Below are 15969 nucleotides of genomic sequence, written 5' to 3' on the forward strand. Positions count from 1 at the left end.
CGGGATGAATTGTCTGCCCCTCTTGTCGGAACGGGGCCGCTCTTCTTGACCGCGCGGCCCAAGCTCCGCATCTCCTCCCGCTGGATCGCCCCAGGGTTCCCCCCATGGGCGGGCAGCGAGGACCCCGCATGAACGCAGACTCCCCCACTCCGCCCTCGGGCAAGAAGCGCCTTTTCCTGCGCAGTTGGGGTTGCCAGATGAATGTCTATGACAGCGCCCGCATGGCGGATGTGCTGGCCCCCCTCGGCTATGCGCCGGTGGATGCGCCCGAGGGGGCGGACATGATCATCCTGAACACCTGCCATATCCGCGAAAAGGCGACGGAGAAGCTGTTCTCCGAACTCGGCCGGCTGCGCCTGCTGAAACAGGCGAGGCAGGCCGAGGGTGGCGAGATGGTGCTGGCCGTGGCCGGTTGCGTGGCCCAGGCCGAGGGCGCCGAAATCACCGCCAGGGCACCCTACGTGGACATCGTGCTGGGGCCGCAAAGCTATCACAGGCTGCCCGAGATGGTGGCCCGCGCCGGCCGCACCGGGCGCGCCGTGGTGGAGACGGAGTTCCCGACCGAGGAGAAATTCGACTTCCTGCCCGAAATCAGCGCGCCCCAGGGGGTGACGGCTTTCCTGACCATCCAGGAGGGCTGCGACAAATTCTGCTCCTTCTGCGTCGTGCCCTATACGCGCGGCGCGGAATACAGCCGCTCGGCCGAGGCGGTGCTGGCCGAGGCGCGCAAGCTGGTGGGGCAGGGCGCGCGGGAGATCACGCTGCTCGGCCAGAATGTGAATGCCTGGCATGGCGCCGAAGGCGGGCTTGCCGGCTTGCTGCGGGCGCTGGCGGACATTCCGGGCCTGGACCGGCTGCGCTACACCACCTCCCACCCGCGGGACATGGATGCGGCGCTGATCGCCGCACATCGGGATATTCCGGCGGTGATGCCCTTCCTGCATCTGCCGGTGCAGTCCGGCAGCGACCGCGTGCTGGAGGCGATGAATCGCGGCCACACAGCCGAGGACTACCTCCAGCTGGTGGATCGCCTGCGCGCGGCGCGGCCGGACCTCGCCCTCAGCACCGACATCATCGTGGGCCATCCGGGCGAGACCGAGGCGGATCACGAGGCGACCATGGCGCTGATCCGGCGCGTGGGCTTCGCCCAGGCGTTTTCCTTCAAATACTCGCCCCGGCCGGGCACGCCCGCCGCCGGCGCGCCGCACCGCGTGGATGAGGCGACGAAGGATCGGCGCCTGCAGGAGGTCCAGGCCCTGCTGCGCGACCAGCAGGCGGAATTCAACGCGAGCCTGACGGGCCAGACCGTGCCCGTGCTCTTCACCGGGCCGGGGCGGCAGGCGGGGCAGCTTTCGGGGCGCACGCCCTGGCTGCAACCGGTGCACGTGCCAGGGCCTTTATCTCTCATCGGCACGACCGCGCCGGTGTTCATTCTCGCCGGAAACCCCAACTCTCTCTCGGGAGAATTGGCCCAACAGGAGAAGACAGCCGCTTGAGCAACACCCTCGCCCTCCGCAATCGCCCAAACTCTTTCCAGAGTGGGTCCCCTCCCTCATCCGAGAGCCGCAGCGTCACGCTGCAATTCGAGGATAATGCCCTGCTTCCGCTGCTTTATGGCGAGCATGACCGGCATCTGGCGCGGATCGAACAGCGATGTGGCGTGCGATTGGCAAGCCGCGGCAACCGCCTCACCATCACCGGCAATTCCGAGCGCACCGGCATGGCCGAGCAGGTGCTGCGCGGCCTGTGGCGCGGGATCGAGCGCGGCCAGGCGCCCAGCGCCTCGGAGGTCGAGGCCGCGATCCGCATGGCCGAGGGCGAGATGGAGCAGGACCCGCGGCTGCCCCTGCAGGATATCCCGCAGATCCGCACCCGGCGCGGCGCCATCGCACCCCGCACGCCGGCGCAATCCGCCTATATGGAGACGCTCGCCAAGCACGAGATGGTGTTCGGCGTGGGCCCGGCCGGCACCGGCAAGACCTACCTGGCCGTGGCACAGGGCGTGGCCTTGCTCCAGGCTGGGCGCGTGGACCGCATCGTGCTCAGCCGCCCCGCGGTGGAAGCGGGCGAGCGCCTGGGCTTCCTGCCCGGCGACATGAAGGAGAAGGTGGACCCCTATCTGCGCCCCCTCTACGACGCGCTGCACGACATGCTGCCGGCCGAGCAGGTGACGCGGCGCCTGGCCGCCGGCGAGATCGAGATCGCGCCCCTGGCCTTCATGCGCGGCCGCACCCTCGCCCATTGTTTCGCCATCCTGGACGAGGCGCAGAACACCACCCCCGCCCAGATGAAGATGTTCCTGACCCGCATGGGCGAGGGCACGCGCATGGCCATCACGGGTGATCCTTCCCAGGTGGATCTGCCCTATGGCCAGAAATCCGGGCTGGTCGAGGCGATTTCCATTCTGCGGGATGTGCCGGGCATCGGTTTCACGCATTTCGATGAGCGGGATGTGGTAAGGCATCCGCTGGTCGGTCGGATCGTGACCGCCTATGGTCGTATGGACAGTGCAGGACCGGCTTCGTCTGAAGCGCGTGGTCGTGTTGCCGGGAAGGAGTTGCCCGGAAAGGAAATGAATGTCACCGGGAAGTAGTCTGCCTGGCGGGGGGTATTCCACCGCTGGGCTTGCCAATGTCGAGATCATCTTTGCGGCACCTGGCTGGCGCGGCGCCGTGCCCCGGGCCGCAGCGCTGGCCGAGCGCGCCGTGGAGGCGACGCTGGCGGATCAGCGCGAGAATGGCCACCTCACCATCCTGCTGACCGATGATGCCGAGATCCGCCGCCTCAATGGCGGGTTTCGCGGGAAGGAAAAGGCAACCAACGTCCTCTCCTTCCCGGCACCCTATGGCAGCCTGACCCTGGGGGATCTGGCGCTCTCGCTCGGCGTGGTGCGGCGCGAAGCCGTGGCGGAAGGCCGCCGCGTCTCCGCGCATTTCGCCCATCTCATCGTGCATGGCACCTTGCACCTCCTCGGCCATGACCATCTGGCCGCCGGCGAAGCGGTGGCGATGGAGCGCGCCGAGGCGCGCATCCTGCACCGGCTGGGCTTCGCCAATCCCTGGCGGACCGCCTGATGCCCTCTGACCCCACACCCCGCCCGCACATGATCCGCCGCCTGCGTGGCCTTTTCGCCAAGCGCGAGGAAAGCCTGCGCGACCGCGTGGAGGAACTCATCGAAGCGCCCGACGCGCTGGCGACGGATGGCCGCACGCTGGACCCGCATGAGCGTTCCCTGCTCTCTAACGTGCTGAAGCTGCGCGGGGCCACGGCCTATGACGTGATGCTGCCGCGCGCCGACATCATTGCATTGCCGGCCGATCTCACCCTCGATCAGGCGGTGGCCGCCATCCAGCGCGAGGGGCATAGCCGCTACCCGGTGTATCAGAACCAGCTGGATGACGTGCTGGGCATGGTCCACATCAAGGACATCATCGGCGCCGTCGGGCGGCAGGCGCCCTTCAGCCTGCGCGCCATCCTGCGCAAGCCGCTGCTGGTGGTGCCCAGCGTCCCCGTGCTCGACCTGCTGCTGCGGATGCGCGAGGCACGGATGCACATGGCGCTGGTGGTGGATGAATATGGCGGGATCGACGGGCTGATCACCATCGAGGATCTGGTCGAGACCATCGTCGGTGACATCGCCGACGAGCATGACGAAGTCGGTGCGCCGATGATCACCGAGCGCGGCGAGGGCGTGCTGGAGATGGATGCCCGCACCGAGATCGAGAGCTTCGAGGCGCGCATGGGCGTGGTCCTCACCGAGGAGGAGCGGCACGCGGATATCGACACGGTGGGCGGCCTGGTCCTGACCATGGCCGGCCGCGTCCCGGCGCGCGGCGAGATCTTCACCCACGCCTCCGGCCTTGAATTCCGCGTGCTCGACGCGGATGCGCGGCGCATCCGCCGGCTGCGCGTCCGCCGCCCCGTCGAAGGCAGCAAGGCGGCCGCCGAGTAGCATGCCGCAAGGCTTGCGGGGGGCCGCACCCCCGGCAAATCTTCCGGGGCGGACCGGGTGATGCCTCTGCCCGTTTTCCTGTAGCAGGGCCGGATGCCCGATGTCCTGCTCAAGCGCCCCTGGCTCCTCGCATTCCTCCTGGGCGCCCTTTCGGTGCTGGCGCTGCCGCCGGTGCATGCCGTGCCGGTGCTGTGGCTCACCCTGCCGGGCTTCCTCTGGCTGATCGGCCGGGCACCGGGCTGGCGGCGGGCGGCCTGGTGGGGCTTCGGCTTTGGCTTCGGGCATCATCTGGCAGGGCTCTACTGGATCACCCATTCGCTGTTCACCGATATCGGCCGCTGGTGGTGGCTGGTGCCGGTGGCCGCACCCGGGGTGGCGGTGCCGGTGGCGCTGTTCAGCGTCATCCCGGCGCTGGTCGCCTGGCGGGTGGCACCGGGCTGGCCGCGCGTGCTGGGCTTCGCCGCCGCCTGGGTGGGGGCCGAGCTGCTGCGCGGGGTGATGTTCACGGGCTTTCCCTGGAATCTGCTCGGCACGGTATGGGCCTTCCATGCGCTGCCCTTGCAGCCGGCCAGCGTGATCGGCGTGCATGGGCTTTCGCTGCTCACGGTGCTGCTGGCCTCGCTGCCAATCCTGCGCAGCTGGCGCGCGCTGGCGGGCAGTGCGGCGGTGCTGGCCCTCTGGATGGGCTTTGGCGCCTGGCGCCTCGCGCAGCCCCTGCCGGCCGATCACGCGGTCCGGCTGGTGCTGGTCCAGGGCAATGTGGCGCAGGATACGAAATGGGACCCGGCGCGGCGCATGCCGATCTTCCAGCGCTACCTGGATCTCTCGGCCGCTGGCGCGCGGGAGGCTGCGGCAACGCATCCGGGCCAGCCCGTCCTGGTGATCTGGCCCGAGACGGCGAGTCCCTTCCTCCTGGCCCAGGATGCCGAGGCGATGCGCCTTGCCGGCGCATCCCTGCCGCCCCACGGCCTGCTGCTGGCCGGCACGGTCCGCGCGGAATGGGGGGCGGATGGCCAGCTGCGCTCGCTGTTCAACAGCCTGGTGGCGCTGGAACCCTCGGGCGAGGCGGTGGGGGTCTTCGACAAGGCGCATCTCGTGCCCTTCGGCGAATACATGCCGTTCGCCGGCATAATCCCGATCCGCATGGTGACGGGCGGGGTGGATTTCTCGGCTGGGTCCGGGCCTGGCGTGCTGCGCCTGCCGCGCGGCCTGCCCTCACCAGGGCCATTGATCTGCTACGAGGTGATTTTTCCGGGCCGGATGGTGGGCGGGGAGCGCCCCGGCTGGCTGCTGAACATCACCAATGACGCCTGGTTCGGCATGTCGGCCGGCCCGTATCAGCACCTGGCGGCCGCGCGGCTGCGCGCGGTGGAGGAGGGATTGCCCATGGTGCGCGTGGCGCAAACGGGCGTTTCGGCGGTTTACGATGCAACGGGCCGGCACGCGGGAGGTTTGAGCCTTGGGGAATCCGGGTTTGTCACGGTCGGCTTGCCGGCCGCACTCGGTCCCACCCTGTTTGGCTGGGGTGGGCTCTGGATTCCGGGTTTGATGTCCCTGTTTTGTTGCGTTTTCGGCGTGATTTGGGGCCGTCGTCGCCCGCGCCCGATGCCGTAGCTTTTCCGCGTTTAATTTTATTTATTGAGAATTGGCAAAAATATTGACGCTTTCTTCTCCCCACGGTAAACACAACCCGCAGGTTAGGTCGGCCAGGACGTCACAATCAGAGGTCTTGGCGCCAGCAAGCGTAAAAAATGCGAGAAGGCTCGGCGCGCCGTGCTGGAATTTCGACGAAGGTCGAGCGGTTGAACGACCAACGCTGGCTAAGGGCGCGTTTTGAGATGAGAGAAGCGATGTCGAGTGGCGAAGCGACCGAGAAGGTCGAGAAGGAACACCGTCCCAGCCCGATTGATGTGCATGTGGGATCCCGCGTGCGCCTGCGCCGTACTCTCCTCGGCATGAGCCAGGAACGCCTGGGCGAGGCGCTCGGCCTGACCTTCCAGCAGGTGCAGAAATATGAGCGGGGGGTGAACCGCATCGGCGCCTCGCGGCTGTTCGACCTTTCGCGCGTGCTGGACGTGCCGATCAGCTTCTTCTTCGATGACCTGCCAAGCTCCGTCAGCGGCAGCCAGGGCTTCGCCAACCGCGTCGCCGGCTTCGCCGAGGCGCAGGAGGGCTTCGGCGATGACACGCTGCATCGCCGCGAAACGCTGGAACTGGTGCGCGCCTATTACCGCATCTCCGACCCCTCCGTGCGCAAGCGCGTCTTCGACCTCATCAAGGCGATGACACCCACGGAATAGAGGCCGCGCGCGCGTCGTGACGCGCCGTGGATGGGGTTCACCGGCCGTCTCCGTAGCGCGGGCAGGCGTCCTGGTTTGACTGCCGCCGTATCATGGCGCCGCGTGTTGCATGGAAATCCGGCAGGCCGCGGGCGCATCGCCCGCTGTACTGGCGTGCCCGGCGCCGCATGGCATGATGCGCCGCAATCGCGGCTTGGTGCCCGCCCCGTCTCGCCATAGCCTGAGCGCCTCGCTTCGGAGCACGCGCATGACCCGCCGCCGCACCCTGATTCTCGCCGGCCTCGCCGCGCCGGGCCTGGCCCGGGCGCAGCAGGATTGGCCGGCGCGGCCCATCCGCATCGTGCTTCCCTTCGCCGCTGGCGGCTCCTCCGATATCGCGGCCCGGTTGATCGCGCCGCGCCTGGGGGCGGCACTCGGCCAGCAGATCGTGATCGAGAACCGGGGCGGGGGCGGCGGCAATATTGCCGCTGAACTCGTCGCTCGCGCGGCACCGGACGGCTACACGATCTTCCAGGGCAATATCGGCGTGCTGGCGATCAACCCCACGCTCTACCGAAGCCTGCCCTTTGATGCGGAGCAAAGTTTCCAGCCCATCGCCCATATCAATTCGGTCGCGAATATCCTCTGCGTGCCGGCCGATCGCCCATGGCGCAGCGTGGCGGAATTGCGGGCCGCCATGCTGGCCGCGCCCGAGCGCGTCCGGGCGGGCAATTCCGGGCCGGGCTCCATCGGGCATCTGGCGGTGGTGCAGTTCGACCACCTGGCCGGCACGCGCTCGGTCCATGTGCCGTATCGGGGGGGTGGGCCGATGTCCACGGACCTGATCGCCGGGCACCTGGATTACGCTTTCGCCACGGCGCCCACCGTGCTTTCGGCGCTGGAAGCCGGGCGGGTGCGGGCGCTGGCCATCGGCACGGCCACGCGCAGCACGCTGCTGCCCAACCTGCCCACGGTCGCCGAAGCGGGGCTGACCGGCTTCGAGGTCTCCAACTGGGATGCCTGGCTGTTCCCGCGCGGCACCCCGCCCGCCATCACCGAGCGCATGGCGGCCGCCCTGCGCCCCCTGCTGGCCGATCCCGAATTGCGCGCCGAATTCACCCGGCGCGGGATGGAGACCATGCCGGTGAGCGGCCCGGCCGAACTCGCCGCCAGCATCCGTGCCGAGACGTTGCGCTGGGCGCCCATGGTCCGCGCCAGCGGGGCGACACCTGACGGCTGACCGGCCCTGGTGGGCGGTCAAACCGCCATCGCGCCGGCGTGTGACAGCCCGGCCCGTCCTGTTGTTCCTTAGGCGAATGCGGCGCTATCGCCGGCTGAAGCCGATCAGCAGCAGCCGGTCCTCGCCCAGATCCAGCCAGGCGGTATAGGCGCCGCCGCTGGGCTGGCCGGCCCGGTCCCCGGGCCGCGCGACCTGGCCGGTGGCGCGCAAAGGGCGAATCTCCAGGCGAGAGGCCGGGCTCAGCGTCTCGCCCGGCGCCAGCCGCAACGCGGCTTCGTCGCGCCAGAGCCGGGCATCCAGATGCACCCAGTCGCCCAGCGGTTCGCGACGCAGCCAGACCTCATCGAGGGAGGTCTCACTCCCGGTGGCGGGCCGCACCGGCAGCCGCAGCAAGGTCCCGCGCGGCGTGACCAGGCGCTCCGGCCGGGCGGGATGGCCGAAGCTGGGTTCGGTCCAGGCCACGGCCGCCCCGCCCTGGCGGACCACCATGACGCGCAAGCTCGTGGGACCGGAACCGGCGCGCGGCGGATCATAGCTGCGCTGCTGCACCTCCCACGCCAGGCCTCCGCCCAGATCGCCCCGGCGCAGCACCTCGCAGCCGAGCAGTGTCACGCGCATCTCAAGCCCGGGCGTGGGGGTACAGCCGCCGGATTGCCCCAGGGCGGAAGCCGTCCAGCCAAAGATCAGCCAGGCTGCGAGATAAAGCACGATGCATCGTCGTGTGAGACAGCGGCGGATGCAAGCGGGTCGTCAGGGGTGCGGGGATGCAGTCTCTTTCGCAAGCCGGTCCATCCGCGCTATCCCTGCGGCCGGAGGCCCATCGTGAACGCCATCACCGACCAGACCGCGCCCTTGCTGGAGACCGCTGCCCGTGCCGCCCGTGCGGCCGCGGCCGAACTGGCGCGCGCGCCGGCCGCCGCGAAGGACGCGGCACTGCGCCACGCCGCGGCCGCGATCCGCGCCGCGCAGCACGGCATCCAGGCCGCCAATGCGGCTGATCTTGCGGCGGCCCCGGGCCTTTCCCCCGCCTTTCGCGACCGGCTGACCCTCACGCCCGGCCGCATCGAAGCCATGGCGCTGGGGCTGGAGGAGGTGGCCGCCCTGCCGGACCCCGTCGGCCGCGTGCTCACCGAATGGACGCGGCCCAATGGGTTGCGCTTCCAGCGCGTCGCGCAGCCGCTCGGCGTCATCGGCATGATCTTCGAGAGCCGGCCCAATGTGACGGCCGATGCGGGGGCGCTTTGCCTCAAGGCTGGTTCCGCCGTGTTGTTGCGCGGCGGCAGCGAAAGCACCCATTCCGCCCGCGCCATCGCGGCCTGCCTGCGCAGCGGCCTGCTTGCCGCCGGCCTGCCCGAGGCCTCGATCCAGCTTGCCCCCACCCAGGACCGCGCTTTTGTCGGCGCCATGCTGCGCGCCTCCGGGCTGATTGACCTGATCATCCCGCGCGGCGGCAAGGGCCTGGTCACGCGCGTGATGGAGGAGGCGCGGGTGCCCGTCCTCGCCCATGCCGAGGGGCTCTGCCACACCTATGTCCATGCGGCGGCGAAGCCCGAGATGGCGCGCGCCATCCTGCTCGACGCCAAGCTGCGCCGCACCGGCGTCTGCGGCTCCACTGAGACCCTGCTGATTGACGCGGAGGTGGCGCCTGGCCTGCTGCCGCTTCTGGTCGGTGACCTCGCCGCCCGCGGCTGCCGCTTCCATGCCGATGCCCGCGCGCGGGCGATCTGCCCCGAGCTGGATGCGGCGACCGAGGCGGATTTCGCCACGGAATGGCTGGATGCCGTGCTGAACATCGCCGTCGTGGATGGGGTGCAGGGCGCTTTGGCCCATATCCGCCGCTTCGGCAGCGAGCACACCGAGGCGATCATCACCGAGGATGCGGCCGCGGCCGAGGTTTTCCTGGCCGGAATCGATTCGGCGGTGGGGCTCTGGAACGCCTCGACGCAATTCTGCGACGGTGGGGAATTCGGCTTTGGCGCGGAAATCGGCATCGCGACAGGCCGGCTGCATGCGCGTGGCCCGGTTGGGCTGGAGCAGCTTTGCACCTTTCGCTACCGCGTGACCGGGACGGGGCAGGTGCGCGGTTAGCTGCGCAGGTTCAGCAGCAAGGGCTTTGCCCTCCAGCCCTGCCTCCGCTTTGCGCCCAACCCTACCAGGAAGCCGGATTTCCTGGATTTTCGATGGTACAAGTCCCCGAATGAAGGTGCAGGAAACGAGTTTCCTGCCGGGGAGCTCGAGGGGCTGGCCTCTCGACCCCCGCGCCGCCTTTCCGCTACCTGTCGGGGCAGCGGTGGCGGGGCACCGTGGCCGCCAATCTCTGATCTTCCTTCCCTGGCCGAAAGCGTTACTCTCTCCCGTAAATCCAGGGAGAGAACCATGATGCGCCACCTGCTCCTCGCCGCCGCGGCCGGGCTTGCCATCGCCGGCCCCGCGCTGTTCACCCCCGCCGCCGCCGCCTGCCCGAGCGATGAAGCCGTCGAGGCGCTGTCGCGCGCATTGCTCAGCAATACGCCGGCGCCGCCGCTGGCCGGCATGACCAGCCTGGCCGATGGCCAATGCGCGCAGGACAAGCTTGTGGCCATCATGGTGCGCCAATGGGGCCGGCCGGTGGGCTACAAGGTCGGGCTGACCAATGCCGCCGCGCAGACGCGCTTCGGCGTGCCGCATCCCGTCACCGGCACGATCTACGAGAACACGGTGCGCCTGCGCTCCGGCGCGGAAGTCCCGGCGCGCTTCGGTTCCGTGCCGACGGTCGAGGCCGATCTCATGGTCCGGGTGCGGGACGAGGCGATCAACCAGGCGCGGACGCATTTGGACGTGCTGCGCCATATTGACCTGGTGATCCCCTTCATCGAGATGCCGGACCTGGTGCTGGCCTCCGGCATGGACGGGCCGAACCTGCTGGGCATCAATGTCGGCGCGCGGCTGGGCGTGCTGGGCGAGGGGATCCCCGTCCAGGTCAGCGAGGAGTTCGCGGCCCGCCTGGCCAGCATGACCGTCACGCTGGCGAGCGATCAGCGCGAATTGGCCCGCGCGCCGGGTTCGGCGCTGCTGGGGCATCCGCTGAACGTCATCCCCTGGCTCGCGCAGGATCTCGCCTCGCGGGGGGAGCGGTTGCGCGTGGGGGAGTTGATTTCGCTCGGTGGATTTTCGCCGGCTTTGCCGACCGAGGCCGGGCGCAGCTACACCGTCACCTATGAGGGGCTGTTGGCCGCACCCGTATCCGTGAGCGTGCGGACGCGTTGAACGGGCAGCCGGGGCGTTTCGGGGATGGGCGGCGCCAGCGCATCGGCCTGTTGGGCGGCAGTTTCAACCCGGCCCATGCGGGGCACGCGCATGTGGCGCTGGCCGCCCTGCGGGCGCTGCGGCTGGACCAGGTGTGGCTGATGGTCTCACCCGGCAATCCGCTGAAGCCGGTGCAGGGGATGGCGCCATTCGCGGCGCGGCTGGCCAGTGCGCGGCATGTGGCGCGGGATGCGCGGATCATGGCGAGTGATATCGAGCAACGCCTGAACTCCCGCTATACGTATCGAACGCTGGATCTGCTGCGCCGGCGCTTCCCCCGCGCGCGCTTCGTGCTCATCCTGGGGGCGGATAATCTGACGCAATTGCCCCGCTGGCAGCGCTGGCAGGATATTCTTCGGCACACGCCCCTGGCGGTGCTGCCGCGTCCGGGCTACAGCCGGGCTGCATTGCGTGGCCGGGCTGCGGCGGTGCTGGCCCATCGGCGCCGACGCGCAGCCGCCCTGCAAGCTTCGCGCTGGACGGCGGGTGCCCCCTGGTGCTTTGTCCCGGCGGCCGAGCGGGCGATTTCAGCCACGGCCATCCGGGCGGCGTCGGCGAAGGCCCGGGGCCTGCCCCACCAGACTGACGATCCCGTTGAACTGACGAAGTGAGAGACCCAGCGCATGGCGCGGACACCTGACGAGACCAAGAAGCCGGCCCGCAAGCCCGCCGCGCCGCGCGCCGGAAAGCCGCGCGACAACGAAGCCGCCGCCCCGCGTGGCCGTGCCGTGGCCGCCCCGCGCGCCGAGGCGCCGAGCCGTCCGCGTGTCAGTGCAAAGCCCCGCGCCGCTGAAGCGCCTGCGCCGCGTGGCCGTGCTGCCGCCGCGCCGCGCGCCGAGGCGCCGAGCCGTCCGCGCGTCAGCGCCAAGCCGCGTGCGGCCGAAGCGCCTGCGCCGCGCCCGCGCGTGACCAAGGGCTCCCCCAGTTTCGAACGCCCCGCGGCCGCACCGGCCAAGCCCAAGCCTCGCGCCACCACAGCCGTGCTGCGCGCCCAGCCCAAGGCCAAGCCGACCTCAGCCGCCAAGCCCGCCGCGCCCAAGCGCGCCGCGTCCAAATCCGCCCGCGCCGCCGCCCATGATCCGGGCCGGCTGGACCGCCTGGTGGAGGCCGCCCGCAAGAGCCTGGATGACGACAAGGCGGAGAACATCGTCATCCTCGATGTGACCAACCGCGCCAGCTATGCGGATCGCCTGATCATCGCGACCGGCTTCGTCGGCCGGCAGATCGAGGCGATGGCCGCGCATCTGGACCAGGCCCTCGCCGCCGAGGGCCTCAAACTGCGCCGCAACGCGATCGAGAGCAGCGAGGATTGGGTCCTGATCAACGCGGGCGATCTCATCATCCATCTTTTCACCCCCGAAGGCCGGCTGAAATTCGACCTGGAAAAGATGTGGGGCCCCGACAGCCCCCTCGGTGAGGCAGCGCCGGGCGAGCAATCGCCGATCTGACGGCGACGCCGATGGTGAAAGCCCCCCGCGTGTGAAGGCCCGGCTGGTCACGATCGGCCGCTTCAAATCCGGCGCCGAGGGTGCCCTCTTCGCCCAGTATAACGCGCGCCTGCGCCCACCGCTCGATCTGACGGAACTCCCGGAAGCGACCGGCAGCCCGGCCGAAGCGCGCCGCCGGGAAGCCGCCGCCATCCTGGCCGCACTGCCGCAGAATGCGCTGCTGGTGGCACTGGATCTTGGCGCCACGGCGCCCAGCAGTGAGGCGTTGGCCCTGCTGACCGCTCGCTGGGAAGAGGCCGCGCGGCCGATCTGCTTTGCGATTGGCGGAGCAGAGGGATTGGACGCCGCCATCACGCAGCGGGCGGATCATCGTCTCTCGCTGGGGGCGCTGACCTGGCCGCATCTGCTGGTGCGGGCCTTGCTGGCGGAGCAATTGTTCCGCGCGCAATGCATTCGGGCGAACCACCCCTATCATCGGGCCTGGCGGCCTTAGAGAACCTTTGGGAACGCTGGCGCCAGCGGATGCGCGAGGAATTTTTCGTCCCTGCAAGTCTGGTGTCACGCCGGAGGCGTGCCTTCGGCACGACGCAGCAGGGGCGGAAAAGACCCGCGCAACCGACCTGCCAGCGTTCCCAAACAGTCTCTCGGGCGGCGCGACCTGTTCAGCCGCGGGAGTTCGCCTTGCTTTGGGAGAACCAGAAGCTCGCTCCCCCTTCGGGATGGCGTCCATGCATGAAGTTCTGGAGGAGCTTCTGATTTTTCAACTTGTGATAATTGCTGCCAAACAGGACTTTTGTTGATTTGTTTCGGATTAAATATGCATAAAGAAGATACTGCTCGCCCCAATACACCTGGTGATCCCGCATCATCTGGAGTGGTAGCGTGTCAGGTAGATAAATATCATGAACGTGAACGATAATGTCATGCTGAATGAAGGGCAAAAGAGTTAGGTATATGTAGAGACAGTCAGAATTATGACGAACCGTATGCGTTGTGTCGATGAATAATATATCGCCATCAGAGAGATTTTTGTTCAGGAAATCCAGCTGAATATCTTGTGCTTTTGATTTGATCAATTCGATATTTTCTATGCCGTATAGGAAATCTTTCGGGAAAGGTTCAATTGCAATATGGCGACCTGATCCATTCTTTTTGAGGGCGGCCTGAGCAACAAGTGTGGATGTGCCACATCCAATTTCAATGATATTTTTTGGCTTTAATTTCCTAATCATGCAATAGTAAGACATTGCGTCGCTATAGCTGAATGGGCCGTGCGTCCACGAGTATTCTGCTGGATCAGACGAATGTTTTGGTGGATCAAATTCATTTGAAAAAATACTGAGTTCAATCAAAAAGTTTTTCAAAAAATCTGCGTCTTGGAAAATATAATCAAGGCATATATTTGATTTTTTCGAAAACGCATCTTCAATTTCGGAGATTTTTGGAATCTCCGAATAAACATCAGACCGAGTAATCGTCACCCCGGCTTCCTGTAAAAAGCGACGGAGCTTGGATGGCGCGAACACCAATTTTTTGAGTGTCGCGGCCAGCTCTTGCATCTCTGCATCATCGTAGCAGACGACGTCGTCAGCGACATACTGCCCCCGCGGGATGGACTTCAAGATCTGAAGCGTCTTCGGCAACATGGGCGCTGCTCCTGCTGCGCGGGGAGATATCGACATCATTCGGCCAAATGACGCCGTTTGCACCCATAAAGATGCAGCACAAACAAGCCGACGACGACCCCGGCCGGCAACAGGCCAAGCGGCGCCGGCCGGCCCCAAACTGCCCGGCCGCCGTGTACCCCCGCCTGCAAGCGGGCCCCTTCGGCAAGCGTGGCGCCCGCCGGAATGCGGCCCACCGTGGCAGGTCCGCCTTGGTTTCCCCATCGAGATTTCAGCGGTCCGCAATAGCGTCTAATCTGCGCCCCGCAGATGGCGCTTCCTCCCAACTTTCTCGATGAACTTCGCGCCCGGACCCCGATGCCGGGGCTGGTCGGCCGGCGCGTGCGGCTCTCGAAATCCGGGCGGAACTGGAAGGGCCTCTGCCCCTTCCACAATGAAAAATCGCCATCCTTCTATGTCTATGATGACAGCTTCCACTGCTTTGGCTGCGGCGCGCATGGCGACGCCTTCGCCTTCATCATGCGCGCCGAGGGCGGCGGCTTCATGGAGGCCGTCGAGCGCCTGGCCGGCGAAGCCGGGCTCGACATCCCCAAGCCCACGCCCGAAGCCGCCGCCCGCGAACGCCGCGCGAAGGATCTTTACGGCGTGCTCCAGGCCGCCGAAGCCGCCTATGCCCGCCGCCTGCGCACCCCCGAAGGTGCCGAGGGCCTCGCCTATCTCCAGCGCCGGGGCCTGACCGAGGAGACGATCAGGCATTTCGGCCTTGGCTGGTCCGGCGCCGGGCGCGGCGCCTTGCTCGCCGAACTCCGCGCCGAGGGCATCGAGCAGGCCCAGCTCATCGAAGCCGGCCTGATGCAGGAGCGCGAGGGCTTCAACGGAGAGGGGGCCCGCGTGGTGGACCTGTTCTTCAACCGCGTCATGTTCCCCATCCGTGACCGGCGCGGCCGCACCATCAGCTTTGGCGGCCGCATCCTCGGCGATGGCCAGCCGAAATACGTGAACGGGCCGGAGACGGTGCTGTTTTCGAAGCGCCGCAACCTCTACGGCCTGGACCTCGCGCGGGAGGGCGTGTTTCGCGGCGCCACCCTCCTGGTGGCCGAGGGCTATATGGACGTGATCGCGCTGCACCAGGCGGGGTTCACGGGTGCCGTCGCCCCCCTCGGCACGGCCCTGACGGAGGACCAGTTGCAAGCCCTCTGGCAGGTGAGCCCGGAGCCGGTGCTCTGCCTCGATGGCGATGCCGCCGGCCAGCGTGCCGCGGCCCGCACGGCGGAGCTGGCCATGCCCCTGCTGGCCCCGGAACGCTCGCTGCGCTTCATCACCCTGCCGGGCGGCGAGGATCCGGATACCCTGATCCGGCAAAAGGGGCCGCGCGGCTTCCAGACGCTGCTGGATGCCGCGCAACCGCTCGCCGAGGCGATCTTCGGCCTGATCGTGGGGGGAAGGCTGCCCGAGGCCCCGGAGGCGCGGGCCGCCCTGCGCAACCGCCTGGCCGGCATCGCGCAGACCATCCCCGACAAGGCGCTGGCCAGCGAATTTCGCAGCGCCTTCTTCAATCGCTTCTTCGAGCTCTCGCGCAAGCCGGGCAAGCGGGCAGCGCCGCGGCACCCCCGCCCGGTGGTGGACCCCGAGGGCATCCAAGCCGAGCGCGCGCGCATCATTCTCGCCATCTGCATCCATCAGCCGGAGATTTTGCGGGATGCGCAGGAGCCGCTGGCCCTGCTGGATTTGCCCGATGGCCCCGCCCGGCAGGTGAGAGATGCGCTTTTGGCGTGGATCGAAGGTGCCGCGCGCCTTGACTCGGGCGAGTTGATCGCCCACCTCGCCCTGTGCGGGATCGCTCCAGCCGCTGACTGGGTCCTGCGCGCCTCTGGTTTGCCGATGGAGGCACGCCCTGGCGCGCAACCCAAGGAGGCTCTGGACGCTTTCTGGCAGATGTTTGGTTTCCTCCGGGGTGAGGCGGAGCTGGCCGAGGACGCTCGGGCAGCCCAAATGGCGTTTGCGGCGACCAATGATCCGGCCGCGCAAATCCGCCTGATCCGCCTGACCGAGGCGCTCGACGCGCTGCGGCGTGGCGAGTCGGACGAAGCGGACGCGGTATAGTGGGGGGGTATTTCTCCCCCGGCACGAGAATGGAGTG

General features: G+C 68.0%; 15 protein-coding genes. 13 read left to right on the forward strand and 2 right to left on the reverse strand.

Annotated elements, in window-relative coordinates; translation table 11 throughout:
- Positions 1-128: 128 nt before the first annotated feature.
- The 7 genes from miaB (at position 129) to LHU95_RS05220 (ending at position 7471) form a co-directional block, all read left to right on the forward strand.
- Positions 129-1496: a tRNA (N6-isopentenyl adenosine(37)-C2)-methylthiotransferase MiaB gene (miaB, locus tag LHU95_RS05190; RefSeq protein ID WP_248710318.1), complete on the forward strand. Its 1368-nt coding sequence runs from the start codon at positions 129-131 to the stop codon at positions 1494-1496.
- Between the two features lie 80 nt (positions 1497-1576).
- Positions 1577-2593: a PhoH family protein gene (locus tag LHU95_RS05195; protein WP_248711504.1), complete on the forward strand. Its 1017-nt coding sequence runs from the start codon at positions 1577-1579 to the stop codon at positions 2591-2593.
- A complete protein-coding gene (gene ybeY / locus LHU95_RS05200) occupies positions 2577-3074 on the forward strand; it encodes an rRNA maturation RNase YbeY (RefSeq protein ID WP_248710319.1) in 498 nt (165 codons plus the stop codon). Before LHU95_RS05195 ends, ybeY begins: the two co-directional genes overlap by 17 nt.
- Positions 3074-3952: a hemolysin family protein gene (locus LHU95_RS05205; RefSeq protein ID WP_248710320.1), complete on the forward strand. Its 879-nt coding sequence runs from the start codon at positions 3074-3076 to the stop codon at positions 3950-3952. Before ybeY ends, LHU95_RS05205 begins: the two co-directional genes overlap by 1 nt.
- 93 nt (positions 3953-4045) lie before the next feature.
- Entirely contained in the window at positions 4046-5566 is a 1521-nt protein-coding gene (gene lnt / locus LHU95_RS05210) for an apolipoprotein N-acyltransferase (protein ID WP_248710321.1), read from the forward strand.
- Positions 5567-5802: 236 nt separating this feature from the next.
- Positions 5803-6252 carry a helix-turn-helix transcriptional regulator gene (locus LHU95_RS05215; RefSeq protein WP_248710322.1) on the forward strand — a complete coding sequence of 150 codons (450 nt, stop codon included), beginning with the start codon at positions 5803-5805 and terminating at the stop codon, positions 6250-6252.
- 247 nt (positions 6253-6499) lie between these two features.
- On the forward strand, positions 6500-7471 hold the full coding sequence (locus LHU95_RS05220; RefSeq protein ID WP_248710323.1) for a tripartite tricarboxylate transporter substrate binding protein: 972 nt from the start codon (positions 6500-6502) through the stop codon (positions 7469-7471).
- Positions 7472-7555: 84 nt separating this feature from the next.
- On the opposite strand, the gene LHU95_RS05225 is transcribed toward LHU95_RS05220, so the two are convergent.
- Positions 7556-8179 carry a hypothetical protein gene (locus LHU95_RS05225; protein ID WP_248710324.1) on the reverse strand — a complete coding sequence of 208 codons (624 nt, stop codon included), beginning with the start codon at positions 8177-8179 and terminating at the stop codon, positions 7556-7558.
- 114 nt (positions 8180-8293) lie between these two features.
- Between LHU95_RS05225 and LHU95_RS05230 the strand changes: the two genes are divergently transcribed.
- From LHU95_RS05230 to LHU95_RS05250, 5 genes are all read left to right on the forward strand, one after another.
- Entirely contained in the window at positions 8294-9559 is a 1266-nt protein-coding gene (locus LHU95_RS05230) for a glutamate-5-semialdehyde dehydrogenase (RefSeq protein WP_248710325.1), read from the forward strand.
- Positions 9560-9847: 288 nt separating this feature from the next.
- Complete coding sequence (locus LHU95_RS05235) at positions 9848-10717, forward strand: hypothetical protein (RefSeq protein WP_248710326.1); 870 nt, start codon at positions 9848-9850, stop codon at positions 10715-10717.
- The gene (locus tag LHU95_RS05240) at positions 10714-11367 is read left to right on the forward strand and encodes a nicotinate-nucleotide adenylyltransferase (RefSeq protein WP_248710327.1); all 654 of its coding nucleotides are present in this window, start codon (positions 10714-10716) and stop codon (positions 11365-11367) included. The genes LHU95_RS05235 and LHU95_RS05240 overlap by 4 nt, the downstream gene beginning before the upstream one ends.
- 12 nt (positions 11368-11379) lie before the next feature.
- Entirely contained in the window at positions 11380-12204 is an 825-nt protein-coding gene (gene rsfS, locus LHU95_RS05245) for a ribosome silencing factor (protein WP_248710328.1), read from the forward strand.
- A 31-nt stretch (positions 12205-12235) separates the two neighbouring features.
- Complete coding sequence (locus LHU95_RS05250) at positions 12236-12697, forward strand: 23S rRNA (pseudouridine(1915)-N(3))-methyltransferase RlmH (RefSeq protein ID WP_248710329.1); 462 nt, start codon at positions 12236-12238, stop codon at positions 12695-12697.
- Between the two features lie 169 nt (positions 12698-12866).
- Here the strand turns inward: LHU95_RS05250 and LHU95_RS05255 are convergent, their stop codons facing one another.
- On the reverse strand, positions 12867-13850 hold the full coding sequence (locus tag LHU95_RS05255; protein WP_248710330.1) for a class I SAM-dependent methyltransferase: 984 nt from the start codon (positions 13848-13850) through the stop codon (positions 12867-12869).
- A 288-nt stretch (positions 13851-14138) separates the two neighbouring features.
- On the opposite strand from LHU95_RS05255, the gene dnaG reads away from it, so the two are divergent.
- Positions 14139-15932 (forward strand): DNA primase, encoded by a 1794-nt coding sequence (gene dnaG, locus LHU95_RS05260; protein ID WP_248710331.1) that lies wholly within the window; start codon positions 14139-14141, stop codon positions 15930-15932.
- The last annotated feature ends 37 nt before the right edge of the window (positions 15933-15969 follow it).

Origin of the sequence: Sediminicoccus sp. KRV36 (assembly GCF_023243115.1) — a bacterium.
Lineage (GTDB): Bacteria > Pseudomonadota > Alphaproteobacteria > Acetobacterales > Acetobacteraceae > Roseococcus.

What these genes read in the sequence shown, in the direction of transcription:
- lnt (WP_248710321.1), top strand. Translation starts at nt 4,046, where the DNA reads ATGCCCGATGTCCTGCTCAAGCGCCCCTGGCTCCTCGCATTCCTCCTG.
- LHU95_RS05215 (WP_248710322.1), top strand. Translation starts at nt 5,803, where the DNA reads ATGTCGAGTGGCGAAGCGACCGAGAAGGTCGAGAAGGAACACCGTCCC.
- ybeY (WP_248710319.1), top strand. Translation starts at nt 2,577, where the DNA reads ATGTCACCGGGAAGTAGTCTGCCTGGCGGGGGGTATTCCACCGCTGGG.
- rsfS (WP_248710328.1), top strand. Translation starts at nt 11,380, where the DNA reads ATGGCGCGGACACCTGACGAGACCAAGAAGCCGGCCCGCAAGCCCGCC.
- LHU95_RS05235 (WP_248710326.1), top strand. Translation starts at nt 9,848, where the DNA reads ATGATGCGCCACCTGCTCCTCGCCGCCGCGGCCGGGCTTGCCATCGCC.
- LHU95_RS05205 (WP_248710320.1), top strand. Translation starts at nt 3,074, where the DNA reads ATGCCCTCTGACCCCACACCCCGCCCGCACATGATCCGCCGCCTGCGT.
- LHU95_RS05220 (WP_248710323.1), top strand. Translation starts at nt 6,500, where the DNA reads ATGACCCGCCGCCGCACCCTGATTCTCGCCGGCCTCGCCGCGCCGGGC.
- dnaG (WP_248710331.1), top strand. Translation starts at nt 14,139, where the DNA reads ATGGCGCTTCCTCCCAACTTTCTCGATGAACTTCGCGCCCGGACCCCG.
- LHU95_RS05255 (WP_248710330.1), bottom strand. Translation starts at nt 13,850, where the DNA reads ATGTTGCCGAAGACGCTTCAGATCTTGAAGTCCATCCCGCGGGGGCAG.
- miaB (WP_248710318.1), top strand. Translation starts at nt 129, where the DNA reads ATGAACGCAGACTCCCCCACTCCGCCCTCGGGCAAGAAGCGCCTTTTC.